The sequence below is a fragment of the Rhizobium sp. AC27/96 genome, assembly GCF_001692325.1.
Classification (GTDB): domain Bacteria; phylum Pseudomonadota; class Alphaproteobacteria; order Rhizobiales; family Rhizobiaceae; genus Rhizobium.
On sequence record NZ_LXKN01000001.1, the window covers coordinates 897,099 to 921,246 of the forward strand.

A 24,148-nucleotide genomic window follows, 5' to 3' on the forward strand; every position below is an offset into this window, starting at 1 on the left:
CACGGAGGCATGAATGGCCAAGACTGTTCTGTGTTACGGCGACTCGCTGACATGGGGCTACAGCGCCGAGACGATCGGCCGTCATGCCTATGAAGATCGGTGGCCGAGCGTGCTGCAAAAGGCGCTCGGCGATCAGGTCCGCGTCATTCCGGAAGGATTGAACGGCCGCACCACCGCGTTCGACGATCATCTCGCCGATTGCGATCGCAACGGCGCGAGGATTTTGCCGACGATCCTGCAGACCCACAACCCGCTGGATCTCGTCATCATCATGCTGGGCACGAATGACATGAAGCCGGTCGTGGCCGGTTCGGCCTTTGCTGCTCTTCAGGGCATCAGCCGGTTGGTGCAGCTGGTTCGCAATCACGCCTGGGGGTTCGATTACGAGGTGCCTGACATCCTCATCGTCGCCCCACCAGCGATTACCGAGACGGCGAATGCGGCGTTTGCGGCAAGCTTTCTGGGCGCGGTCCACGAATCGAACAAGCTGCCGACGCTCTATAGCGATCTGGCCGACGAACTGGGCTGTGGTTTCTTCGATGCCAATACGGCCGCCATTACCACGCCGCTCGATGGCGTGCATCTCGATGCGGAAAACACCCGGGCGCTCGGTCGCGGCCTCGAGCCGATCGTGCGGATGATGCTCGGTCTCTGATAAATTCAAGGCGCCAGCTTGCGATGCGCCGCCACCAATAAGGCAGGAAACACATGGCTGAGAATTACGACGTCATCATCATCGGCTCCGGTCCGGGCGGTTATGTCGCCGCTGTGCGCGCCGGCCAGCTTGGCCTGAAGACCGCAATCGTCGAGCGCGAGCATTTGGGCGGCATCTGCCTCAACTGGGGCTGCATACCCACGAAGGCGCTGCTTCGCTCGGCCGAAATTCTTGATCATTCTAATCATCTGAAAGATTACGGTCTCGTTCTCGAAGGCAAGGTGAGCGCGGATGTGAAGGCAGTGGTCGCCCGTTCGCGCGGCGTCTCCGCCCGGCTGAACACCGGCGTCGGCTTCCTGATGAAGAAGAACAAGGTCGACGTCATCTGGGGCGAAGCCAAGATCACCAAGGCTTCGACAGGCGCTCAGCCGGGCGAAATCGTCGTCGGCAAGTCGACCAAGCCCGTCGTCGAGCCGCAGCATCCGCTGCCGAAGAACGTCAAGGGCGAAGGCACCTACACCGCCAAGCACATCATCATCGCCACCGGTGCCCGTCCGCGCGCGCTGCCAGGCATCGAGCCGGATGGCAAGCTGATCTGGACCTATTTCGAAGCGCTGAAGCCGGATTTCCTGCCGAAATCGCTGCTCGTCATGGGCTCGGGCGCCATCGGCATCGAATTCGCAAGCTTCTATCGCTCGATGGGCGTTGATGTGACGGTCGTCGAAGTCATGCCGACCATTATGCCGGTCGAGGATGCTGAAATTTCCGGCATCGCCCGCAAGCAGCTCGAAAAGCGCGGCCTGAAGATTCTGACCAAGGCGAAGGTCACGAAGGTCGAAAAGGCTGCCAACAGCATCACCGCTCATGTCGAGACGGAAGACGGCAAGGTGCAGCAGATCGTCGCCGACCGCATGATCTCCGCCGTTGGCGTACAGGGGAACATCGAAAACCTCGGACTTGAAGCGCTTGGCGTGAAGACCGACCGCGGTTGCGTCGTTATCGACGGTTACGGCAAGACCAACGTAGCAGGCATCTACGCGATCGGCGACGTCGCCGGCCCACCGATGCTCGCCCACAAGGCCGAACACGAAGGCGTTGTCTGCATCGAAAAGATCGCCGGCCTGCCGAATGTTCATCCGACCGACAAGGGTAAGGTTCCGGGCTGCACCTATTGCCAGCCGCAGGTCGCTTCCGTTGGCCTCACCGAAGCCAAGGCCAAGGAACTCGGCCGCGATATCCGCGTCGGTCGCTTCTCCTTCGCATATAACGGCAAGGCCATCGCGCTCGGCGAGGATCAGGGCCTCTGCAAGGTCATCTTCGACAAGAAGACCGGCGAGCTGCTCGGCGCGCACATGGTCGGCGCTGAAGTGACCGAACTGATCCAGGGCTTCGTCGTTGCGATGAACCTGGAGACGACCGAAGAAGAGCTGATGCACACGATCTTCCCGCATCCCACCGTTTCGGAATCGATGAAGGAAGCGGTGCTCGACGCCTACGGCCGGGTGCTGAACGCTTGATAAATTCCTGCCTCGCCCTTTATCCAGGGGGTGGAAAACAGGAAAGGAAATCAACATGTCTATAGCTGCGCAAGGTTGGGTCGTCTTTCTTCTCATCGGGCTGGTTGCGGGTTTTCTAGCGAGCCTGATCGTGGGAGGCGGTGGGCTCATCGGTTGCCTGGTGAGCGGCGTGATCGGCGCTTTCGTGGGCGGTTTCCTGTTTCATTATTTCGGGATATCGCTCGGGATTGAAAATGCGCTTGTGGTGGAGATCATCCATGCCACCGTTGGCGCAATCATCGTGGTGCTGCTGGCGAGGCTGATCGTCTAGGCACCTTTGCACTAGGCCTGAAACGAGGGTTTGATGGAAAGCGTGGGTTGGTTGGGTCTGATCATCATCGGCGGTCTTGCGGGTTGGCTCGCGGGCAAGCTGATGGATGCGCGCTATGGGGTCATCCTCAACATCATCCTCGGTATTGCCGGCTCGGTCGTGGCTGCAGCGCTGTTGGTGGCGCTGCATGTCGGTGTGCCCGGCGGCCGACTCGGCTTTTTCGTCACCGGTTTCATTGGTGCATGCATTCTGATATTCCTCGCCAAATTCGCGCGGCGATGAAGGGCCGCAGGTAGCGGCGGAAAGTAGACGTTTCATGGTCACGATTCTCGACACGATCAACCCGGATGCAAAGCGCGTTCGACACCCGGAGAAGGCGCATCGGCCCGATACGGAAGTCTTGCGCAAGCCGGATTGGATCCGCGTGAAGGCGCCGACATCGAAGGGCTATGCCGAAACACGCTCGATCGTGAAGGAGCATAAGCTCGTCACAGTCTGCGAGGAAGCCGGCTGCCCGAACATCGGCGAATGTTGGGACAAGAAGCACGCCACCTTCATGATCATGGGCGAGATCTGCACGCGCGCCTGCGCCTTCTGCAATGTCGCCACCGGCAAGCCGAATGCGCTCGACATGGCCGAGCCGGAAAACGTCGCCAAGGCTGTCAAGCAGATGGGCCTCAGCCACGTCGTCATCACCTCGGTCGATCGTGACGACCTGGCGGATGGTGGCGCCGAGCATTTCGAAAAGGTGATCTGGGCAATCCGCGCCGCTTCGCCGAACACCACCATCGAGATCCTGACGCCGGACTTCCTGAAGAAGCCGGGCGCTCTCGAGCGTGTCGTTGCTGCCAAACCCGACGTTTTCAACCACAACATGGAAACGGTGCCCGGCAATTACCTCAAGGTTCGCCCCGGTGCTCGCTACTTCCACTCCGTTCGCCTGCTGCAGCGGGTCAAGGAATTGGACCCCACCATGTTCACCAAGTCGGGGATCATGGTCGGCCTCGGCGAGGAGCGGAACGAAGTCCTGCAGCTGATGGACGACCTGCGCACCGCCGATGTCGACTTCCTGACGATCGGCCAGTATCTGCAGCCGACGCGCAAGCATCATCAGGTCATGAGCTTCGTCACGCCCGAAGAGTTCAAGTCCTACGAGACGGTCGCCTATACCAAGGGCTTCCTGATGGTCGCCTCCAGCCCGCTCACCCGCTCGTCGCATCATGCCGGCGATGATTTCGAGCGCCTTCGCGCGGCTCGCGAAAAGAAGCTGTTGCTGGCAGCCGAATAAACCCGGCAAAATTCAGTATTGCCTTTTGAACGAACCGCGGCGATTTTGCCGCGGTTTTTGTTTGCGCCGTCATTTGCCTGTCATCCGAGCGGCCTAGGGAACACGCCGCCGTTTGTGACCGGTATCGGCGCTTTAGATTCGACTATGGAGCTGAACCGTGGAGCAGATCGTCGCGCCGCTGGCGCTGCCGCATGCCGTCGATATCGACGAGGCAGCCTTTATCCTGCAAAAGGCAGACCGAATCCTTGTCATAGGCTGCTCCGGCACCGGCAAGAGTACACTGGCGCAGGCGATCGCCTCGTTGCGCGGGCTGACTTACGTATCGATGGACCGCGATATCTTCTGGCTGCCGGGTTGGAAATGGCGGCCACGTCCGGAGGCGATTGCGTTGATCGAGCAGGCGGTCGCCGGACCGCGCTGGATCATGGACGGCAACAGCCCGGGCACCTTGCCGTTGAGGTTGCCGCGCGCTGAGATCGTCATATGGCTCCGACCACCGCGGCGCGTGGCATTGCGCGGCGTCTTTTCACGCTGGCTGCGTTACAGGGGCCGATCGCGGCCGGAGATGGCGGAAGGTTGCCCCGAGCGGTTGGACTGGAAATTCCTGCACTACATCTGGACGTTCGAGCGCAACGAAGTGCCGCAGTTTCAGGAAATGCTGGTGAAGCATGGCCCGCATGTCCCTGTTTTGACGCTGAAATCCCATCGCGATGGCGCGAAATTACTGGCTCCCCTGCAAGCCAGTGTTTGAAACGGAGCTACCATGGATCAAATGACGATGCCTGCGCTGCGCCGGGAAATACACGATCTCGCCGAGGCAGCCGATCATATCCGCCGGGCGAACCGTATCCTGGTCATGGGCTGCTCCGGCGGCGGCAAGTCGACGCTGTCGCTCAAAATCGCCAGCCGCTTCGGCCTTGACTATGTTTCGATCGACCGCGACATCTTGTGGCTGCCGGGCTGGAAGGAGCGCGGCAAGGAAGAGCAACGGGCCATCATCGTCTCGAAGGTTAAAGGCGAGCGCTGGATCATGGATGGCACGAACCCTTCCACCTTCGACATACGTCTGCCGCGAACAGATCTCGTCATCTGGGTGCGGATGCCGCGATTGCTTTGCATCTGGGGTGCCGTCTCGCGCTGGGTCAAGTGGATCGGCCGCACACGTCCGGAAATGGCGCCCGGCTGCAAAGAGAAAATTGATTGGGAATTCCTGCGCTTCATATGGACATTCGAAGAGAAATTTAGCCCGCGTGTCGTCGCCGGCCTTGTCGAACATGGCTCCGAGGTGCCGGTCTTCCAACTGACCAGCCGCCGTCAGATGCGCGAGTTGCTTGATCTGCTTGCAGTGCCGGGCTGACCACGGTCCCTTAATTCTGGGAGATGAGAATATGAAGGTGCTGAGTGGCGTCCCCGAAGCTGCTGCATGGGTCCATGCGGCCGATCGGATTCTCGTCATCGGTTGTTCCGGCGGCGGCAAATCGACCTTGTCGCAAGCCATCTGCGCGCGCCTTGATCTGCCTTACGTCTCGATGGATCGTGAGTTCTATTGGCTGCCGGGATGGGTCAAGCGTTCGAGGGACGAGGAACGAGGCTTGATCGCCGCCAAAGTTGCGGAACAACGCTGGCTGATGGATGGCAGCGGGCAATCGTCGTTCGATTTGCGATTGCCGCGCACCGATTTGATCCTGTGGGTTCGCATGCCGCGATGGCTCTGTCTTTGGGGCGCGATATCCCGGGCTGTTATGGGCTACGGGAAAACGCGGCCGGAAATGGCAGCGGGTTGTCCGGAACGGATCGATGCAGAATTCCTGCGCTATATCTGGAATTTCGAGAGGCGGACGGTTCCGAAAATTCTCGCAGGCCTCGCCCAGCACGGCCCCGATGTGCCTGTTTTGCAGTTAAAATCCCGCGGCGAAATGCGCCAGCTTCTTGATCTTCTTGGCCGTCCTGCTTAATTGCGGCTCATGCCTCAGTTCGAAACTCATCGCCCCGTTCCGCATTCGCCTGACCAGATGTTCGACCTCGTCGCCGACGTCGAACGCTATCCGGAATTCCTGCCGCTTTGTGACGGTCTTGTCGTTCGCAGCCGCAAGGAGCGCGACGGCAAGGTGTTGCTGGTGGCCGACATGACCGTTGGCTACAAGGCAATCCGTGAGACCTTCACCACGCAGGTACTACTCCACAAGGCCGAGCGCGCCATCGATGTCAAATATATCGACGGTCCCTTCAAATATCTCGATAATCGCTGGCGTTTTGCGCCGCTGGAAAATGGCGGCTGTAGCGTCGATTTCTTCATCGACTACGAGTTCAAGAGCCGCATTCTCGGCGCCCTGATGGGGTCGATGTTCGATCGTGCTTTCCGCATGTTCACGGATGCCTTCGAGACGCGCGCGAACAAGATCTACGCTTGAGCCTGACTTACTTGGCGAGCGCGATCAGCATTTCCAGCGCTGTCTTCACGGTGGCAAGCCGAACCTTATCGCGGCCGATATCGCTATAGCGCATTTCATGATGGATGAGCCCGCCATTGCGCGTCTTGGCGGCAAGGTGGACGAGGCCGACCGGTTTTTCCACGGAGCCGCCGCCAGGACCGGCCACTCCCGTGACCGCGACTGAGAGGTCGGCATGGGAGCGGAAGAGGGCGCCATGCACCATCTGCAGGGCCGTTTCCTTGGAAACGGCGCCGAATTGCGCAAGCGTCCGTTCCTGAACGCCAAGCATCTCCATCTTCGCCGAATTCGTATAGGTGACGAAGCCGCGGTCGACGACGGCCGACGAGCCGGGGATTTCCGTCAGCGCGCCGGCGATCAGCCCGCCGGTGCAGGATTCCGCCGTCGAGACCATCAGGCCCTTTGCGGTGAAATCCGTGACGATGGTTTGCGCGAGTGCCAGAATTTCATCCGGGAAATGCATCAGACCCTTCCTCCGCGATAGACGACGGTTGCGGTTGCGATAGCGGCAATGCCTTCGCGCCGCCCGACAAAGCCGATCTGCTCGTTGGTCGTTGCCTTCACGGAGCAACGATCCAGGCTGATGTTCAGAAATTCCGAGAGCCTAGCGCGCATGACATCGCGATGAGGCCCGATCTTCGGTGCTTCCGCAATCAAGGATACGTCCGCATTCATGATGGTGCCGCCGCGCTCGCGGACGATCTTGGCCGCATGCTCAATGAAGATCCGCGAAGGCGCGCCTTTCCATTGCGGATCGGAAGGGGGGAAGTGATCGCCGATGTCACCGGCACCGCAAGTTGCGAGCAGGGCATCCGTCAAGGCGTGCAGCGCGACGTCGGCGTCGGAATGTCCCTTCAGCTTCTGATCATGCGGGATGAACACGCCGCAAAGCGTCACGCCGTCGCCCGGCTCCAGCTGGTGCACATCATAGCCATTGCCGGTGCGCACATCGGGCAAAAGGCCGGCGGTCAGTTTTTCGTCGGCCATGGTAATATCCCTTTTGATGGTCAGCTTGACGTTGTCGGCACTCCCGGTCACCAAAGTCACCGGCAGGCGACCCCATTCGGCGATGGCGGCATCGTCGGTGAAATCCGTCCTGCCGTCGGCGGCGACCTTTTCATGCGCCGCCAGAATATCGGCAAGGCGGAAGGATTGGGGTGTCTGCGCGGCATGAAGCCCGGCGCGGGGCACGGTTTCGACGACCAGCCCGTTGCCGTCGCCCCGCTTCAGCGTATCTGTGACGGGCATGGCGGGCAGTACCGCCGGTGCGCCCGCCGCAAGGGCTGCCGCGATGCGATCCAGCAGATCGTGATCGAAGAAGGGGCGTACGGCGTCATGGATCATCACATGCGTCGCTTCGCTTTTAGCCAATTGCCGGAGCCCGGCCAGTACGGATTGCTGGCGCGTTGCGCCGCCAAAGGCAATCTCGATATCCGGAAGCCCCGCGACCTGCGTCAGTGCCGAGCGGAGCAGAGCCTCATCGTCGCGATGGATGACGATAACGATCTTCGCGGTTTGCGGCCATGTCACGAATCTTTCAAGCGTATGCGCAATAACCGGTCTGCCGCCGATCGCGCGATACTGTTTTGGGCCTTCTTCCGGCGATCCCGCCCGTTCGCCGCGCCCGGCGGCAACGATCACAATTCCCACCGACAGCGGTTGCGTTGAATGCATTTGCGTCATAAACCCCCGAAGAATAAAAGGCTCCGTCTCCGGCATGGCTTTGAAAAGCGCAGAGCTTTCTTTTGAACAAGCACATGCTAAATAGATCGCCAGAACGGGATCCCGCTCCAGCAGGGTCTATCGCCTCAACTGAGTATTTTCCAGCATTTGCCCAAAAAATATCGGGGTTCTTCAAAACCTCTTGGCAAACTTCTCAAGCGTGTCTAAAAATAGTGCAGATGTATGGTGTGCCCGAAAGATAATCACTTGCTTTCCTCCGAGCTTGCAGCCTCGTTTTCCATTGGTCCGGTATCTATCCGCAATCGCGTCATCCTGGCGCCGATGTCGGGCGTCACCGATCTGCCGTTTCGGCAGCTGGCATTGCGTCATGGCGCCGGTCTGGTCGTCACCGAAATGGTGGCAAGCCGCGAGCTTGTGCAGGACACGGCCGAATCCTGGGCACGCCTGAAGAGCGCCGGGCTGAAGCCGCATATGGTGCAGCTCGCCGGCCGCGAGGCATATTGGATGGCCGAGGCTGCGAAGATCGCAGCCGACAATGGCGCCGACATCATCGATATCAACATGGGCTGCCCGGCCAAGAAGGTCATCGGCGGCTATTCCGGTTCGGCGCTGATGCGTGACCCGGATCACGCTTTGAGCCTGATCGAGGCGACGGTCGGCGCGGTCGATATCCCCGTTACATTGAAGATGCGGCTCGGCTGGGATGAAAACTCCATCAACGCGCCGGATATTGCGCGCCGCGCCGAAGAGGCCGGCATTCAGCTCGTCACCATCCATGGCCGTACGCGCATGCAATTTTACGAGGGCAGGGCGGATTGGGATGCCATCCGTGCTGTGCGCGATGTCATCTCCATTCCGCTGGTCGCCAACGGCGATGTCGAGACACCGGACGATGCCCGCGAAATCCTGCGCCGCTCCGGCGCCGATGCCGTGATGATCGGCCGCGGTTGCCAGGGCCGCCCCTGGCATGCCGGCGTTCTGGCTGGTCATCGCCAACCGGAACGTGCGGAAATCGTCGAGATCGCCGTCGGGCATTATCTCTCCATGCTGGAATTCTATGGTGAGGCTGTCGGCATTCGCCACGCCCGCAAGCATCTCGCCTGGTATCTGGATCGCCATGCGCCGGCGACGACGGGTGCCGACAAGGCCAAAATCATGACTTCGAAAGATAGCCGCGAGGTGACTGCAGCGTTCCAGGCGGCGCTGCAGGCCGGCGCCGATCTCCCCCAACGCGTCCAGGAGGCGGCATGACTTCAAAATCCAACTCCGGAGCCGGAGACAATGCCGGCAATTCGGTGGCGATGGCTGTTCTCAACGCGATCCAGAATCCGGTTGTCATGGTCGACGAGGCCGGTCTCATCGCCTTCGCCAATTGGGAGGCCGAAGCCTTTTTTGGCGCCAGCGCCTCGCATCTGTCGCGCTACAAGATTTCGACCTTCATCCCGTTCGGCAGCCCCCTGCTGGCGCTGATCGATCAGGTGCGCGAGCGCCGCGCGCCGGTCAACGAATATCGCGTCGATCTCAGCTCGCCGCGTCTCGGACAGGACAAGCTGGTGGACCTCTACGTCGCGCCGATTTCCAGCGAGCCAGGCTCCGTGGTCGTCGTGTTCCAGGAACGCTCGATGGCGGACAAGATCGACCGGCAGCTGACCCATCGCGCTGCCGCCCGTTCCGTCACCGGCCTTGCATCAATGCTGGCGCATGAGATCAAGAACCCGCTCTCGGGCATTCGCGGCGCCGCACAGCTGCTCGAACAGTCCGTCGAGGACGACGATCGCGCGCTGACGCGGCTTATCTGCGACGAAACTGACCGCATCGTATCGCTTGTCGACCGCATGGAGGTTTTCTCGGACGAGCGGCCTGTCGATCGTGTGCCGGTCAACATCCACTCGGTACTCGATCATGTGAAGGCGGTCGCCCGGGCCGGCTTTGCCCGCAACATCAAACTCTCCGAGAATTACGACCCGTCACTCCCGGCTGTTTTTGCCAACAGGGACCAGCTCGTACAGGTCTTTCTCAATCTGGTGAAGAATGCCGCCGAAGCAGTGGGCGACCGGCCGGATGGCGAGATCATGCTGACGACGGCCTATCGTCCCGGTATCCGCCTTTCGGTCGCCGGCACGCGCGAGAAGATCTCGCTGCCGCTCGAATTCTGCGTGATCGACAATGGTCCCGGTGTTCCATCCGACCTCGTACCGCATCTTTTTGATCCGTTCATCACGACGAAGACGAACGGAACCGGTCTTGGCCTGGCGCTCGTTGCCAAGATCATCGGCGATCACGGCGGTATCGTCGAATGCGACAGCCAGAACCACCGCACCACTTTCCGCGTTTTGATGCCGGCTTCCAAGGGCATCACGCTTGAAGACGCCCCCTTTCCAAACTCTACAGGGACTACTCGATGACAGCCACGATCCTTGTCGCCGATGACGATGCGGCCATCCGTACCGTGCTCAATCAGGCTTTGAGCCGCGCGGGTTACGACGTACGCATCACGTCCAACGCCGCCACGCTCTGGCGTTGGGTTTCTGCCGGCGAAGGCGACCTCGTAGTAACCGATGTCGTTATGCCCGACGAAAACGCGTTCGATCTGCTGCCGCGCATCAAAAAGGCGAGGCCGGACCTGCCTGTTCTGGTCATGAGCGCGCAGAACACTTTCATGACGGCGATCAAGGCGTCGGAGAAGGGCGCTTACGACTATCTGCCGAAGCCCTTCGATCTGACGGAACTGATCGCCATCGTCGGCCGCGCGCTGTCCGAGCCCAAGCGCAAGCCGGCGAAGCTCGAGGACGACATGCAGGACGGTATGCCGCTCGTCGGCCGTTCCGCTGCCATGCAGGAAATCTATCGCGTGCTGGCGCGCCTGATGCAGACCGACCTGACGCTGATGATCACAGGCGAATCCGGTACCGGCAAGGAGCTGGTCGCGCGCGCCCTGCACGACTACGGCAAGCGCCGCAACGGCCCCTTCGTCGCCATCAACATGGCGGCGATCCCGCGCGATCTGATCGAGTCGGAATTGTTCGGCCATGAGAAGGGCGCCTTCACGGGTGCGCAGACTCGCTCGACTGGCCGTTTCGAGCAGGCCGAGGGCGGCACGCTGTTTCTCGACGAAATCGGCGATATGCCGATGGATGCGCAGACGCGCCTGTTGCGCGTGCTGCAGCAGGGCGAATACACGACGGTCGGCGGCCGCACGCCGATCCGCACCGATGTGCGCATCGTTGCCGCCACCAACAAGGACCTGAAGCAGGCGATCAATCAGGGCCTGTTCCGCGAGGACCTCTATTATCGTCTCAACGTCGTGCCGCTTCGCCTGCCGCCGCTGCGCGACCGCGCCGAGGACATTCCCGATCTCGTCCGTCATTTCATCACCCAGGCTGAAAAAGAAGGACTTGGCTCCAAGCGGTTCGATCAGGAAGCGCTCGAGCTGATGAAGGCCTATCCCTGGCCGGGCAATGTTCGCGAGCTGGAAAACCTCATCCGCCGGCTGATGGCGCTCTATCCGCAGGACGTCATTACCCGCGAGATCATCGATGCCGAACTGCGCGCCGATGTGCCCGACAGCCCGATCGAGAAGGGTCCTGTCCGCACCGGCACCATGACCATCGCCCAGGCGGTCGAGGAAAACATGCGGACCTATTTCTCGAGCTTCGGCGAAAACCTTCCGCCCCCCGGCCTCTACGACCGTGTTTTGACGGAAATGGAGTATCCGCTGATCCTGGCCGCGCTGACCGCCACGCGGGGCAATCAGATCAAGGCTGCCGATCTTTTAGGCCTCAACCGCAATACCTTGCGCAAAAAGATCAGGGAGCTGGGAGTTTCCGTCTACAGAAGTTCCCGTACCGCTTGACAACGCAATCGGATGCGTTGCATTTTCGCCACAATGCGTTGCTTAAAGGTCACGCAGGAGATTCGTCGTTTTTGCGATGGCGATTCGTCTGACGCGTTTCCATTGTGATGGAATTTCGTCCGATTTTTCAGTCAATTGCGAAAATGATTTAAAATAAAGGTTTCGCTTCCGGCGAAATCGAACGACAGTTCCCGCCTTTGCCTGTCGCTCGTGCTGGTGCCGAAATGGTGGCAGCACGGTTTGATCAGGGGGCCGACCGTCGCTCGGGCGTGGAGATGATGGGAATGATACAGGACGCGGTGTCGCCGGCGGCGAGCGACGAGGCGGTTGTTGTCAAAGTGACGGACCGTCGTGCTTCCTTTGCCTTGCCTGGCCTCATTCTGGCTGGCGGCGCGCTGTTATGCGCTATCGCTACTCTTCTGATGCTGCTTGGGCTGACACCCGTGGCGCCGACGTCGTCGGTCGTCTTCACTTCCGTCGTGATCAACGGCCTGTTCGTTCTGGGGTTGATTGCCCTGATTGCTCGGGAAGTCGCGAGGCTCATGAAGGCGCGCAGCCGTGGCCGCGCGGCGGCCCGCCTGCATATCCGCATCGTTGCCCTGTTTTCGATCGTGGCGATCACACCGGCCATTCTCGTCGCCATCGTTGCCAGCCTGACGCTCAATGTCGGCCTGGACCGCTGGTTTGGCGTACGCACCCAGCAGATCATCAGTTCCTCGCAGAATGTCGCGCAAGCCTATCTCATGGAAAATGCGAGCTATCTGCAGGGGCAGACGGTTTCCATGGCGAACGACCTGGAGCGCAATCGCTCGCTCTATAGCCTTGACCGTACCGGCTTTTCCGATCTGATGACCCGTCAGGCCCGCGGCCGCGGCCTGCTCGGCGCCTTCCTGGTTCGCCGCGACGGCAGCGCCATCGTTCAGGCTGATATCAAGACGGAGCGTCCCTTGCCGGCGATCCCCAAGGATGCGCTGGATTCGTCGGCCAATGGCCAGCCGACGCTCATTCCGCCCGGGGTGACAAACCTCGTCGGTGCGGTCATCAAGCTGGATGAGATTCCCGGCTCGTTTCTTTACACGGTACGGGCCGTCGATCCGCGCGTCATGAACGCGATGCGGATGGTGGAAGACAACACCGTCGAATACAAGGCGATGGAAGAAGGGCGCATGTCCCTGCAGATAGCCTTTGCCGTTCTCTATATCGGTTTTGCTCTGATCGTGCTGCTGGCTGCCATCTGGACCGCAATCGCGATTGCCGACCGTATCGTGCGGCCGATCCGTCTTCTCATCAGCGCCGCAGACAATGTCGCCTCCGGCAATATGAACGTGCTGGTGCCAGTACGCTCGGCCGACGGCGACGTCGGCAGCCTGTCGCGCACCTTCAACAAGATGATTTCCGAAATCCGCACCCAACGCGACGAGATTCTTGAGGCGAAGGATGAGGTGGATGATCGTCGCCGCTTCATCGAGGCTGTTTTGTCTGGCGTGACCGCAGCCGTCATCGGCGTCGAGCACGATCGCCGCATCGCCATCGTCAACACCTCGGCCGAAGAACTGCTAGCGCTGACGAGCGACGAGCTTGTCGGCAGGAGCCTGGTGGAAATCGCCCCCGAAGTTGATCAGGTAGTGACCGAGGCGACGACCCGCCATCGCAATGATTTTCGCAAGCAGATCAGCCTCGTGCGCGGCGGGACGGTGCGCACATTGAGTGTGCAGGTGACGCGGGAGGAATCGCGCGATGCCAATGAATCCTATGTCATTACGCTCGACGACATTACCGATCTGGTCATAGCGCAGCGCTCGACGGCCTGGGCCGATGTTGCACGCCGCATCGCCCATGAAATCAAGAACCCGCTGACGCCGATCCAGCTTTCCGCCGAGCGCATTCGCCGCCGCTTCGGCAAGAACATCGCCGATGTCGATCGTCCGGTATTCGATCAGTGCACGGATACGATCATCCGGCAGGTCGGCGATATCGGCCGCATGGTCGACGAATTCTCCTCCTTTGCCCGCATGCCCAAGCCGACGATGGAGCCGAGCGACCTGCGCGACATCCTGCGCGACTCCGTATTCCTGCGCGAAATGGGCAACAATCACGTGAAATTCCAGCGAGACCTGGGCGACGAGCGACTGGAAGGCATGTTCGATGCGCGAATGCTGGGACAAGCCTTCGGCAATCTCATCAAGAATGCCGTGGAATCGATCGAAGGAGTGCCGAGCGAGGAGGCACGCGAGCAGCCGAAGGTCCTGGTGCGCGCTTCGCTGGATCAGGACCGTGATCGCTTTACCGTTGACGTCATCGACAACGGCCGCGGCTTGCCGGTGGAGAACCGGCACAGCATTCTCGAGCCTTACATGACGATGCGTGAGAAGGGCACGGGCCTGGGCCTCGCGATCGTCAAGAAGATCATTGAAGACCATGGCGGGCAGATCGAACTTCACGACGCTCCCGCCGATTTCGACCAGGGTAGGGGGGCCATGATCCGCGTGCATCTGCCGCGCCGTGAGCAGGCTACCGTCGCCCACACAGAAAGTGACAAGGAAAGCGTTTATGGCCTCTGATATTCTCGTAGTCGACGACGAGGAAGACATTCGCGAAATCGTTTCGGGAATTCTTTCGGATGAAGGACACGAAACCCGCACGGCGCATGATAGTGACAGTGCGCTGGCCGCGATTTCCGATCGCGCGCCGCGACTGATCTTTCTCGATATCTGGATGCAGGGCAGCAAGCTCGATGGCCTCGCATTGCTGGATGAAATCAAGGCACGGCATCCGGAATTGCCTGTTGTCATGATCTCGGGTCACGGTAATATTGAAACGGCTGTATCGGCCATCAAGCGCGGCGCCTTCGATTTCATCGAAAAGCCGTTCAAGGCCGATCGCCTGATCCTGATCGCCGAACGCGCCCTGGAAAACTCCAAGCTTAAAAGAGAAGTGTCGGAACTGAAGCGCCGCACCGGCGATGCCGTCGAGCTCATCGGCACGTCGGTTGCCGTCTCGCAGCTTCGCCAGACCATCGACAAGGTCTCGCCGACCAATAGCCGCGTGATGATCTTCGGCCCTTCCGGTTCCGGCAAGGAGCTTGTGGCGCGGATGATGCACAAGAAGTCGACGCGCGGCACCGGCCCTTTCGTGGCGCTGAACGCCGCGACGATCACGCCCGAGCGCATGGAAATAGCCCTCTTCGGCACTGAAGGCTCTCCGGGGCAGGCGCGCAAGATCGGCGCATTGGAAGAAGCGCATCGCGGCATTCTCTATCTCGATGAGGTCGGCGAAATGCCGCGCGAGACGCAGAACAAGATCCTGCGCGTGCTGGTCGATCAGCAGTTCGAGCGCGTCGGCGGTTCGAAGCGGGTCAAAGTGGACGTTCGCATCATCTCGTCCACGGCTTACAATCTCGAAAGCAGGATCGCCGAGGGTCTGTTCCGCGAAGATCTCTATCACCGTCTGGCCGTTGTGCCCGTGCGCGTGCCGGCACTGGCCGAACGGCGTGAGGACATACCTTTCCTCGTCGACCAGCTGATGCGGCAGATTTCCGAGCAGGCCGGCATTCGGCCACGCCGGATCGGCGATGACGCCATGGCTGTGTTGCAGGCGCATGATTGGCCGGGCAACATCCGCCAGCTGCGCAACAATATCGAGCGTCTGATGATTTTGGCGCGCACCGATGGGGCCGATACGCCGATCACGGCCGAAATGCTGCCGACCGATCTCGGCGACATGCTGCCGAAGGTCTCCGCCAAGAATGATTATCACATCATGACGCTGCCCCTGCGCGAGGCACGTGAGATGTTCGAGCGTGATTATTTGATCGCTCAGATCAATCGCTTCGGCGGCAATATCTCGCGAACGGCAGAATTCGTCGGCATGGAACGCTCGGCTTTGCATCGCAAGCTGAAATCGCTGGGCGTCTGATCCGTCTTGCGGCGCACTGGCATCTTGGAATTTTGATCAGGGGCTTTCATGCCGAGAATAGCTTATGTGAATGGCCGTTATGTCCAGCACGGCGACGCCATGGTACATATCGAGGACCGCGGTTATCAGCTCGCTGATGGCGTCTATGAGGTTTGCGAGGTGCGTCACGGCGTGATCGTCGATCTGACACGCCATCTCGACCGCCTCAATCGCTCGCTGAGCGAGCTTCGCATCGCCTGGCCAATGGCGCGCGCGGCGCTCGTTGTCGTGATTCGGGAGACGCTGCGCCGCAACCACGTCCGCAATGGCATGTTCTATCTGCAGGTCACGCGTGGTGTTGCCCGTCGTGATCATGTCTTTCCGGCCGATGGCACACCGTCTTCGATCGTCGTCACCGCCAAGAGCACCGATCAGTCTCTGATTGCCAGGAAGAATGCCAACGGCATCAAGGCGATCACCGTGCGTGACAATCGTTGGGACCGGGTCGACATCAAGTCGGTGGGGCTGTTGCCGAATGTGATGGCCCGCCAGCAGGCGAAGGAAGCCGGTGCGCAGGAAGCGATCTACATCGATCACAACGGCATGGTGAAGGAAGGTGCCGCCACCAACGTCTGGATTGTCGATCATGACGGGAATCTTGTCACGCGTCCGGCTGAGCACGGCATTCTGCGCGGCATCACGCGCACGACGCTGATGGATGTGGCAGCCAGGCTCGGGGTGACGATCGTCGAGCGCTACTTCTCGGTGGAGGAGATGATGGCGGCCCGCGAAGTCTTCATCACGGCGGCGACAAGCATCTGTTTTCCGGTCGTTTCCATCGATGGGGAAACGATTGCCAACGGTCATCCGGGCAGCATGTCACAGAAAATTCGTGAAGCCTTTTTCGACGTTGCGGAAAAGACCGTGATTTGATACCAACATTCGCTGGGGGGAGAGAATGAGGGTATCTCCCGTCCGGGACCTCTGTATATCATGATATTTCACCGACTTAGGTCGGCAAAAAAGAAAGAAGCGGCGCGATGGCGGAACGTTCTCAAAACTTGCAGGACTTGTTTCTCAATACTGTTCGCAAGCAAAAGATTTCACTGACAATTTTCTTGATCAACGGCGTAAAGCTCACGGGTGTCGTAACATCGTTCGACAACTTCTGCGTTCTGCTTCGCCGCGATGGCCATTCGCAGCTCGTTTACAAGCACGCAATCTCGACGATCATGCCGGGTCAGCCGATGCAGATGTTCGAGAGCGAAGAAGCCGCATCCTAACTGGGATTTGCCACTATCACGACACGCGATACGAAAAACGATTCCCTCATTCCGGAGTCCGTAAAGCACCGGGATGACATGCGCGCTGTCGTGGTCGTTCCTGTTCTGAAACAGGGACGCACGTCGCGCTCCGCCCAGGCTGACAGTGCCATTTCCGTGTCACGCCTGCCTGAAAGCAGGTTGGAAGAGGCCAAGGGTCTTGCTCTGGCGATCGATCTCGAAGTGGTCAGCGGTTCCGTCGTTCCGATCAATGATCCGAGGCCCGCGACCCTGCTTGGCACCGGCAAGATCGAGGAAATCCTCGCCCTGCTGGATGAGTTCAACGCCGGACTTGTGATCGTCGATCATCCGTTGACGCCGGTGCAGCAGCGCAATCTCGAGAAGGCATGGAACGCCAAGGTCATCGATCGTACCGGCCTCATCCTCGAAATCTTCGGCCGCCGCGCCTCCACCAAGGAAGGCACGCTGCAGGTTGAGCTTGCGCATCTGAACTATCAGAAGGGCCGGTTGGTTCGAAGCTGGACCCACCTTGAACGCCAGCGCGGTGGCGCCGGTTTCATGGGTGGCCCTGGCGAAACCCAGATCGAAGCGGACCGTCGCCAATTGCAGGAGCGTATCATCCGGCTCGAGCGCGAGTTGGAGCAGGTGGTGCGCACCCGCCAGCTTCATCGCGCCAAGCGCCGCAAGGTGCCGCATCCGATCGTCGCATTGGTCGGCTACACCAATGCCGGCAAGTCGACGCTGTTCAATCGCATTACCGGTGCTGGCGTGCTGGCCGAGGACATGCTGTTCGCGACGCTAGATCCGACGCTGCGCCGCATGAAGCTGCCGCACGGCCGTACCGTCATTCTCTCCGATACCGTCGGCTTCATCTCGGACCTGCCGACTCACCTTGTGGCAGCTTTCCGCGCCACGCTGGAAGAGGTGCTGGAAGCCGATCTGATTCTGCATGTGCGCGATCTCTCGGATGACGACAATCAGGTCCAGAGCGCCGATGTCATGCGCATTCTCGGTGATCTCGGTATCGGCGAAGCCGAAGGCGCCGAGCGCATCGTTGAGGTCTGGAACAAGATAGATCGCTTGGAGCCGGAGGCGCATGACGCCATCGTGCAGAAGGCGTCGACCACCGAAAATGTTATCGCCGTCTCCGCAAGAAACGGCGAGGGCGTCGATCGACTGATGGATGAAATCAGCCGGCGTCTTTCCGGTGTGCTGACGGAAACCACGATCACGCTTCCGGTCGAAAAGCTGACGCTGCTGCCTTGGCTCTACAATCATGCCATCGTCGACAACCGCGAGGACAATGAGGACGGCACGGTGACGCTCGATGTCCGGCTGACTGAGACCGAGGCGGTTGAACTGGAACGGCGCATGGGCAATGGCCCGAAGGCGCCGCGTGAGAATTGGGAATAGGCGGCTTCTAGGCGGTCTTTGCGTCGCCAAGCTGCCGTTCGATCGCCTTTGCCGCTTGCCAGATTTCTTCCATTCGCTCCAGTGAGGCGCCTTGCAGCGTCTCGCCTTCCGCCTCTAGCGTCGTCTCAATGTGATGGAACCGGCGGCGGAACTTCGTGTTCGTGCCACGCAGGGCCTGTTCCGGGTCGGTTTTCACGTGCCGGCCGATATTGACGACGGCAAAGATCAGGTCGCCAAGCTCGTCGCTCACCTTCGCTTTGTCACCGCTCGCAAGCGCCACTCGCAACTCGGCGATCTCTTCCTCGATCTTGTCGAGGATGGGCTCAGGGGCAGACCAGTCGAAGCCAACCCTGGCCGCCTGCTCCTGTAATTTCAATGCTTCCGTCAGGGCAGGGAAGGACCGCTGCACCGAGCCGAGGAAACCTGCCTTGAAATCCTCGGTCACGCCGCTTCGGGCACGGCGCTCTGCGCGCTCGCGCTTCTCCTCGGCCTTGATCCGATCCCATTGCAGCGTCACCGCGTCCTCGGTTTTGGCGTCCGAGACGGCAAAAACATGCGGATGGCGGCGGATCATCTTGCGGGTGATGGCATGCACCACGTCGCCAAAGGAAAAGGCGCCGCTTTCCTCGGCGATCCGCGCATGGAAGACGACCTGCAGCAGCAGGTCACCGAGCTCGTCGCAAAGATCGTCCGTGTCCTTTCGCTCGATCGCGTCGGCCACTTCATAGGCCTCTTCGATCGTGTAGGGCTTGATGGTCTCAAAGGTCTGGACAATGTCCCAGGGGCAACCGGTTTCAGGGTTTCGCAGCGCCGCCATGATGTCGATCAAGCCGGAAATGTCTCGCGATGCTTCCATCATTGCCTCGGGTCTTGCTTTGTCAATTCAAAGGGATCTCGTTGCTGCCCTTCGACGCCTGGTAGTTCTCGGAGAGACCAGCATAGGCCTGCTTAATACGCGCGGTCTGTTCCTTCAACTCACCTTTGCGCGGATCTTCTTCTGTTTCCACGAGATCGGAGATGGCAAAGCTCTTCCAGAATGCGTTTTGGCGACGATAGCCGCCCGGCTCCAGGCCGAAGACCTCCTTCAGGATCTTGAGATCATGCGGGATAGCGAAGGCATCCCGGGAATCCTCATGGCTGAAGAAATAATAATAATTGTCGAAGCCGGCCCAGGTAATCGCCGACATGCACATGGTGCAGGGTTCATGGGTCGAGAGGAAAATCAGATCCTTGGTGACCGGTTTCTCGCCCAGCTCATAGAAGCGCTTGAGGGCATGGACCTCGCCGTGCCAGAGCGGATTCTCCAACTCGTTGTTGGTTTCCGCGACGACGAGCGAAAGGTCGGATTTCCGCAGTATGGCGGCGCCGAAGACCTTGTTGCCGGTGGCGACGCCCTTGCGGGTCAAGGGCAGGATGTCGTGCTCGACGACGTTGAGAAGGCGTGCAGCGATGCTATTGTCAGACAAGGGTTTCCTCCAACGGTTTTCGCTGCAGCCTATCGGGATTGGAAATGCGGCGGTATGTGCAAATAAGTTAAAGACTATGTTCGCCACAGGCAATAAAGCAATCCGCCGATACCGCTGAATCGTAAAAATCTATAGATTTTATGCATTTAATGCAATCTGCTTGCCTAGTGAGTTTTGCTCAAATCCTTGGTATGTCGAGCATAGGAATACGGACTTGCGTGGGCATTAGAATTTCTGTTTCTTCAATCTCTTGGCCACAAAGGCGATATTCGGCACATCTCGAATTGGAATGACGATGCCTCCCAGGACTGAACAGCTTTCGGTGTTTCCCGCCTTCTTCCGCGTGGACGGAAGGACTGCGGCTGTCTTCGGCAATGGCGACGAAGCGTTCGCAAAGGTGCGGCTGCTGATGAACACCCAGGCGAAGATCGTCGCCTATACGCAGTCACCCGAGGCCGACTATCATTCCTTCCTGATTGCCAACCGGATCGCGACCGTGCGCGGCGAATTTTCACCCGAGCAGGTGAAGCACGCCACGTTGGTCTTCGCCGCGACTGGTGATGCGGAGGCCGATCGGTCCATCGTCGACGCTGCCCGTGCCGAAAGAATCCCCGCAAACGCTGTCGATCAGCCCGACTATTGCGATTTCTATACGCCGGCGCTGGTCAATCGCGCGCCTGTGGCCGTTGCCATCGGCACGGAAGGTGCTGGCCCAGTGTTGGCGCAGATGATCCGGGCTCAGATCGATCAGATGCTGTCGCCCTCGCTCGGCAAGCTGGCGGAACTGGCGACGCGTTACCGCAAGCCGGTCGATCGCCTTGTGCCGCGCGGTGTCGCGCGCCGCGTGTTCTGGCACCGCTTCTTCTCCGGCCCCGTTGCCGATGCCGTCAACGCCGGTCACCTGCTGCAGGCCGAACAGGCTGCGGATGAACTGCTGCAGTCCTCGCGAGAGGTCGAGGGTCGCGTATGGCTGGTTGGTGCCGGTCCCGGTGCGGAAGACCTGCTGACGCTGCGTGCCCAGCGGGTGATGATGGAAGCCGATGTCATCGTCTATGACGCTCTCGTGCCGCAGGCGATCGTCGATATGGGCCGCCGCGATGCCGAGCGGCTGTCCGTCGGCAAGCGCAAGGGCTGCCACACCAAATCGCAGGAAGAGATCAACGATCTGCTGGTGCAGCTTGGCCGTGATGGCAAGCGCGTCGTGCGGTTGAAATCCGGCGATCCGCTGGTTTATGGCCGTGCAGGCGAGGAAATGGCTGCGCTGCGCGCCGCCGGAATCGGCTACGAGATCGTCCCCGGCATCACCTCCGCCTTTGCAGCGGCTGCAGATTTCGAACTGCCGCTGACATTGCGCGGTGTCGCCTCGTCGCTGGTCTTTACAACAGGCCATGATCTGACGGGCGATGTCCTGCCCGATTGGGCAAGTCTTGCCGTGTCAGGCGCAACCATTGCCGTCTATATGGGCCGCACGGTTGCGGCCTCCGTCGCGGGCCGTTTGATGGAAGCCGGGCTTCCACCGGAAACCACCGTCGCCGTCATCGAGAATGCGAGCCGCCGCGATCGTCGCCTGATGCACGGCATTTTGCGGGATCTGCCTGACCTTGAGCATCGCGACGAGTTGAGCGGGCCGGTCATGGTCATTATCGGCGAAGCTGTCGCCGGTGCGAATTTCGAACAATCCGAGCCGCTGGTCCGACGCGAGACCGTTGCTCAAGACTATGCAAGGAGCTGACCCCATGGTCGACAAGGTTCTGACCGCAAACCGGCTCACCGATGGCGTCGCCGTTTGGCTGAACGCCAATGGTGAGTGGGTAACATCGCTGCAGGAATCGCTGGTCGCGCGCCATGCCGAGGCGGAAGCCGCGCTGGAAGCCGTCGGCAAGCAAGCCTATGCCGACAACAAGGTTGTCGACGTCAACCTGATCGATGTTCAGGAAACCGGCGGCAAGCTCTGGCCGCTACGCCTGCGTGAGCGCATTCGTGCCGAAGGCCCCACCATGGAATACGCGCCCGGCTATGCCGCGGCCGATCCGGAATTCATTGCAGTCTGAGGAAGTCCCGAGGAAATCATGTATCGTTACGACGAATTTGACCACGCCTTTGTTGCGGAACGCGTTGCACAGTTCCGCGATCAGGTGGAGCGGCGCCTTGCGGGCGAGCTCTCGGAGGATGCCTTCAAGCCGCTGCGTCTGATGAACGGCGTCTATCTGCAGCTGCATGCCTATATGCTGCGCATCGCCATTCCCTACGGCACGCTGAGCTCGCGCCAGATGCGCATGCTGGCCCATATCGGCCGCACCTATGACCGTGGCTACGGCCACTTCACGACACGGCAGAACCTTCAGTTCAACTGGCCGAAGCTGTCTGACATGCCCGATGTGCTGGCCGAACTGGCCGCCGTCGAGATGCACGCTATCCAGACCTCAGGCAACTGTATCCGCAATGTCACGGCCGATCATTTCGCCGGCGCCGCCGCCGACGAAGTCGCCGACCCGCGTCCTTACGCGGAAATCCTGCGCCAGTGGTCTTCCGTGCATCCGGAATTCTCGTTCCTGCCGCGCAAGTTCAAGATCGCTGTCACCGGCGCCGAACGCGACCGCGCCGCGATCCAGGTGCATGATATCGGTCTGCACCTGAAGAAGAACGATAAGGGTGAGATCGGTTTTGCCGTCTATGTCGGCGGCGGGCAGGGTCGCACGCCGATGGTTGCCAAGCTGATCCGCGACTTCCTGCCGGAAGAGGATCTGCTGTCCTATACGACCGCCGTCATGCGCGTTTACAATCTGCATGGCCGCCGCGACAACAAGTACAAGGCTCGCATCAAGATCCTCGTTCATGAAACCGGCGCCGAGGAATTGGCACGCCAGGTCGAGATCGAGTTCGATAAGCTTAAGGATACCGAGCTGAAGCTGCCGGAAGCCGACGTTCAGGCAATTTCCGCCTATTTCGCGCCGCCGGCCCTGCCGCAACGTGCCGAGGGTTGGGAAAGCCTTGCGCGCTGGAAGAATGCCGATCCGGCCTTTGCCCGCTGGGTGCAGCAGAACGTGCAGCCGCACAAGAACCCCGACTATGGCATGGTGACGATCTCGTTGAAGCCCATCGGCGGCATTCCCGGTGATGCTTCGGATGCGCAGATGGATGCAGTGGCTGATATCGCCGAGGAATATGCTTTCGACGAAATCCGTGTCAGCCATGAGCAGAACCTAATCCTGCCGCATGTGGCATTGGCCGATCTTGAAGCCGTTTATCGCGGTCTGGTCACCGTCGGCCTGGAAACGGCGAATGCCGGCCTGATCACTGACATCATTGCCTGTCCCGGCCTCGACTATTGCGCGCTCGCCAATGCCCGCTCGATCCCGGTCGCGCAGGAGATTTCGACACGTTTCGGCTCAGCAGAACGCCAGGCCGAGATCGGCGAGTTGAAGATCAAGATTTCCGGCTGCATCAACGCCTGCGGCCATCACCATGTCGGCCATATCGGCCTGCTCGGTGTCGAGAAGAAGGGTGCGGAACTCTATCAGATCACGCTCGGCGGCTCCGGTGACGAACACACGTCGATTGGCGAGATCATCGGTCGCGGCTTTGAGCCCGAAAAGGTCACCGACGCCATCGAGACCATCGTCGATACCTATATCGGCCTGCGCCTTGATCCCTCCGAGATTTTCCTCGACGCCTATCGACGCGTTGGACCGCAGCCCTTCAAGGATGCGCTCTATGGCTCGTCTTCATCAGCCGAAGCGGCGTAAGGGGATATGGCCATGACGAAGATTTGGCGGGAAACCGGTTTTGTCGAAAGTGACGCGTGGGTCATCGAGACCGATGAGGTCAGGGTGACTGAGGGACAGAAGCCGCTGCTCGCTCTCGATGCGCTGATAGCCAGGGCAGAGGAAAGCAACGAAGTTGGCCTCGGCGTGGTGATAAAGCCGGCCGACGACGTGACGAAGCTGCAGCCCTATCTTGATCGCCTCGCGATTGTCGCAGTCGCCTTTCCGGCGTTCAATGATGGCCGCGCGTTCAGCCATGCCGCGCTGCTTCGCGAGCGCCTCGGCTATACCAACGAGTTGCGCGCTGTCGGCGATGTGCTGATCGACCAGATTCCGCTGATGCTGCGCGTCGGCATCGACAGCTTCGCGGTCACCAACGAAACCGCGTTGAAGCGCCTGTCGGAAGATCGGCTGCCGGGTATTCCGCATTACTATCAGCCGACCGCTCGTCCCGCCGAAGCCGGGCAGGCCTATAGCTGGCGGCGGTTGCCGGCAAAGTCGGCCTGACTATTGCGGGGCTGGAGAGGGCGGCGATTTGACAGCGTCGAGTTGCCGCATTCATGCCGATCATT

The 24,148-nt window shown here is 60.2% G+C and carries 25 protein-coding genes; 21 read left to right on the top strand and 4 right to left on the bottom strand.

Annotated elements, in window-relative coordinates:
- Positions 1-13 precede the first annotated feature (13 nt).
- The 9 genes from A6U86_RS04465 (at position 14) to A6U86_RS04505 (ending at position 6,181) form a co-directional block, all read left to right on the top strand.
- Positions 14-655 (top strand): SGNH/GDSL hydrolase family protein, encoded by a 642-nt coding sequence (locus tag A6U86_RS04465; RefSeq protein WP_068386445.1) that lies wholly within the window; start codon positions 14-16, stop codon positions 653-655.
- 53 nt (positions 656-708) lie between these two features.
- Positions 709-2,172 (top strand): dihydrolipoyl dehydrogenase, encoded by a 1,464-nt coding sequence (lpdA, locus tag A6U86_RS04470; protein WP_068386448.1) that lies wholly within the window; start codon positions 709-711, stop codon positions 2,170-2,172.
- A 55-nt stretch (positions 2,173-2,227) separates the two neighbouring features.
- Complete coding sequence (locus tag A6U86_RS04475) at positions 2,228-2,482, top strand: GlsB/YeaQ/YmgE family stress response membrane protein (RefSeq protein ID WP_068386450.1); 255 nt, start codon at positions 2,228-2,230, stop codon at positions 2,480-2,482.
- A 33-nt stretch (positions 2,483-2,515) separates the two neighbouring features.
- Positions 2,516-2,764, top strand: coding sequence for a GlsB/YeaQ/YmgE family stress response membrane protein (locus tag A6U86_RS04480; RefSeq protein WP_068386452.1), 249 nt, complete (start codon positions 2,516-2,518; stop codon positions 2,762-2,764).
- Between the two features lie 34 nt (positions 2,765-2,798).
- Positions 2,799-3,770 carry a lipoyl synthase gene (gene lipA, locus A6U86_RS04485; RefSeq protein ID WP_068386455.1) on the top strand — a complete coding sequence of 324 codons (972 nt, stop codon included), beginning with the start codon at positions 2,799-2,801 and terminating at the stop codon, positions 3,768-3,770.
- 157 nt (positions 3,771-3,927) lie between these two features.
- Positions 3,928-4,521: an AAA family ATPase gene (locus A6U86_RS04490; RefSeq protein WP_068386457.1), complete on the top strand. Its 594-nt coding sequence runs from the start codon at positions 3,928-3,930 to the stop codon at positions 4,519-4,521.
- A 12-nt stretch (positions 4,522-4,533) separates the two neighbouring features.
- Positions 4,534-5,127: an AAA family ATPase gene (locus A6U86_RS04495; protein ID WP_068386460.1), complete on the top strand. Its 594-nt coding sequence runs from the start codon at positions 4,534-4,536 to the stop codon at positions 5,125-5,127.
- 31 nt (positions 5,128-5,158) lie between these two features.
- Positions 5,159-5,725, top strand: coding sequence for an AAA family ATPase (locus A6U86_RS04500; protein WP_068386463.1), 567 nt, complete (start codon positions 5,159-5,161; stop codon positions 5,723-5,725).
- Between the two features lie 9 nt (positions 5,726-5,734).
- Positions 5,735-6,181: a type II toxin-antitoxin system RatA family toxin gene (locus tag A6U86_RS04505; protein WP_068387880.1), complete on the top strand. Its 447-nt coding sequence runs from the start codon at positions 5,735-5,737 to the stop codon at positions 6,179-6,181.
- Between the two features lie 7 nt (positions 6,182-6,188).
- Here the strand turns inward: A6U86_RS04505 and A6U86_RS04510 are convergent, their stop codons facing one another.
- Both A6U86_RS04510 and A6U86_RS04515 read right to left on the bottom strand, forming a co-directional pair.
- Positions 6,189-6,686, bottom strand: coding sequence for a CinA family protein (locus A6U86_RS04510; protein WP_083196738.1), 498 nt, complete (start codon positions 6,684-6,686; stop codon positions 6,189-6,191).
- A complete protein-coding gene (locus A6U86_RS04515; RefSeq protein ID WP_068386469.1) occupies positions 6,683-7,903 on the bottom strand; it encodes a bifunctional 2-C-methyl-D-erythritol 4-phosphate cytidylyltransferase/2-C-methyl-D-erythritol 2,4-cyclodiphosphate synthase in 1,221 nt (406 codons plus the stop codon). Before A6U86_RS04515 ends, A6U86_RS04510 begins: the two co-directional genes overlap by 4 nt.
- A 222-nt stretch (positions 7,904-8,125) precedes the next feature.
- Here A6U86_RS04515 and dusB point away from each other — a divergent pair, with 222 nt between their 5' ends.
- The 8 genes from dusB to hflX all read left to right on the top strand — a co-directional run bounded on the left by dusB (position 8,126) and on the right by hflX (position 18,346).
- Positions 8,126-9,154: a tRNA dihydrouridine synthase DusB gene (gene dusB / locus A6U86_RS04520; RefSeq protein ID WP_068386472.1), complete on the top strand. Its 1,029-nt coding sequence runs from the start codon at positions 8,126-8,128 to the stop codon at positions 9,152-9,154.
- Complete coding sequence (locus A6U86_RS04525) at positions 9,151-10,308, top strand: nitrogen regulation protein NR(II) (RefSeq protein ID WP_068386475.1); 1,158 nt, start codon at positions 9,151-9,153, stop codon at positions 10,306-10,308. The genes dusB and A6U86_RS04525 overlap by 4 nt, the downstream gene beginning before the upstream one ends.
- A complete protein-coding gene (gene ntrC, locus A6U86_RS04530; RefSeq protein ID WP_068386478.1) occupies positions 10,305-11,756 on the top strand; it encodes a nitrogen regulation protein NR(I) in 1,452 nt (483 codons plus the stop codon). Before A6U86_RS04525 ends, ntrC begins: the two co-directional genes overlap by 4 nt.
- 284 nt (positions 11,757-12,040) lie before the next feature.
- Positions 12,041-14,317: a PAS domain-containing sensor histidine kinase gene (locus tag A6U86_RS04535; RefSeq protein WP_068387883.1), complete on the top strand. Its 2,277-nt coding sequence runs from the start codon at positions 12,041-12,043 to the stop codon at positions 14,315-14,317.
- Positions 14,307-15,671 carry a sigma-54 dependent transcriptional regulator gene (locus tag A6U86_RS04540; RefSeq protein ID WP_068386481.1) on the top strand — a complete coding sequence of 455 codons (1,365 nt, stop codon included), beginning with the start codon at positions 14,307-14,309 and terminating at the stop codon, positions 15,669-15,671. Before A6U86_RS04535 ends, A6U86_RS04540 begins: the two co-directional genes overlap by 11 nt.
- A 48-nt stretch (positions 15,672-15,719) precedes the next feature.
- Positions 15,720-16,583, top strand: a complete 864-nt coding sequence (locus A6U86_RS04545; protein ID WP_068386485.1) for a D-amino-acid transaminase — start codon at positions 15,720-15,722, stop codon at positions 16,581-16,583.
- 107 nt (positions 16,584-16,690) lie between these two features.
- Positions 16,691-16,933, top strand: coding sequence for an RNA chaperone Hfq (hfq, locus tag A6U86_RS04550; protein WP_003539403.1), 243 nt, complete (start codon positions 16,691-16,693; stop codon positions 16,931-16,933).
- A 78-nt stretch (positions 16,934-17,011) separates the two neighbouring features.
- A complete protein-coding gene (gene hflX, locus A6U86_RS04555) occupies positions 17,012-18,346 on the top strand; it encodes a GTPase HflX (protein ID WP_068386488.1) in 1,335 nt (444 codons plus the stop codon).
- 7 nt (positions 18,347-18,353) lie between these two features.
- Here hflX and mazG read toward each other — a convergent pair whose 3' ends face one another.
- Both mazG and A6U86_RS04565 read right to left on the bottom strand, forming a co-directional pair.
- Entirely contained in the window at positions 18,354-19,202 is an 849-nt protein-coding gene (mazG, locus tag A6U86_RS04560) for a nucleoside triphosphate pyrophosphohydrolase (protein WP_068387886.1), read from the bottom strand.
- A 22-nt stretch (positions 19,203-19,224) separates the two neighbouring features.
- Positions 19,225-19,812, bottom strand: coding sequence for a deaminase (locus A6U86_RS04565; protein WP_068386490.1), 588 nt, complete (start codon positions 19,810-19,812; stop codon positions 19,225-19,227).
- A gap of 295 nt (positions 19,813-20,107) precedes the next feature.
- On the opposite strand from A6U86_RS04565, the gene cysG reads away from it, so the two are divergent.
- Genes cysG through A6U86_RS04585 form a run of 4 tightly spaced genes read left to right on the top strand, consistent with a single transcriptional unit; the run spans position 20,108 to position 24,083 of the window.
- Positions 20,108-21,544: a siroheme synthase CysG gene (gene cysG / locus A6U86_RS04570; protein WP_068387889.1), complete on the top strand. Its 1,437-nt coding sequence runs from the start codon at positions 20,108-20,110 to the stop codon at positions 21,542-21,544.
- 4 nt (positions 21,545-21,548) lie between these two features.
- Complete coding sequence (locus A6U86_RS04575) at positions 21,549-21,863, top strand: DUF2849 domain-containing protein (RefSeq protein WP_068386493.1); 315 nt, start codon at positions 21,549-21,551, stop codon at positions 21,861-21,863.
- 18 nt (positions 21,864-21,881) lie between these two features.
- Complete coding sequence (locus tag A6U86_RS04580) at positions 21,882-23,558, top strand: nitrite/sulfite reductase (protein ID WP_068386496.1); 1,677 nt, start codon at positions 21,882-21,884, stop codon at positions 23,556-23,558.
- A 12-nt stretch (positions 23,559-23,570) separates the two neighbouring features.
- Positions 23,571-24,083, top strand: a complete 513-nt coding sequence (locus tag A6U86_RS04585; protein ID WP_068387891.1) for a DUF934 domain-containing protein — start codon at positions 23,571-23,573, stop codon at positions 24,081-24,083.
- Positions 24,084-24,148: the final 65 nt, after the last annotated feature.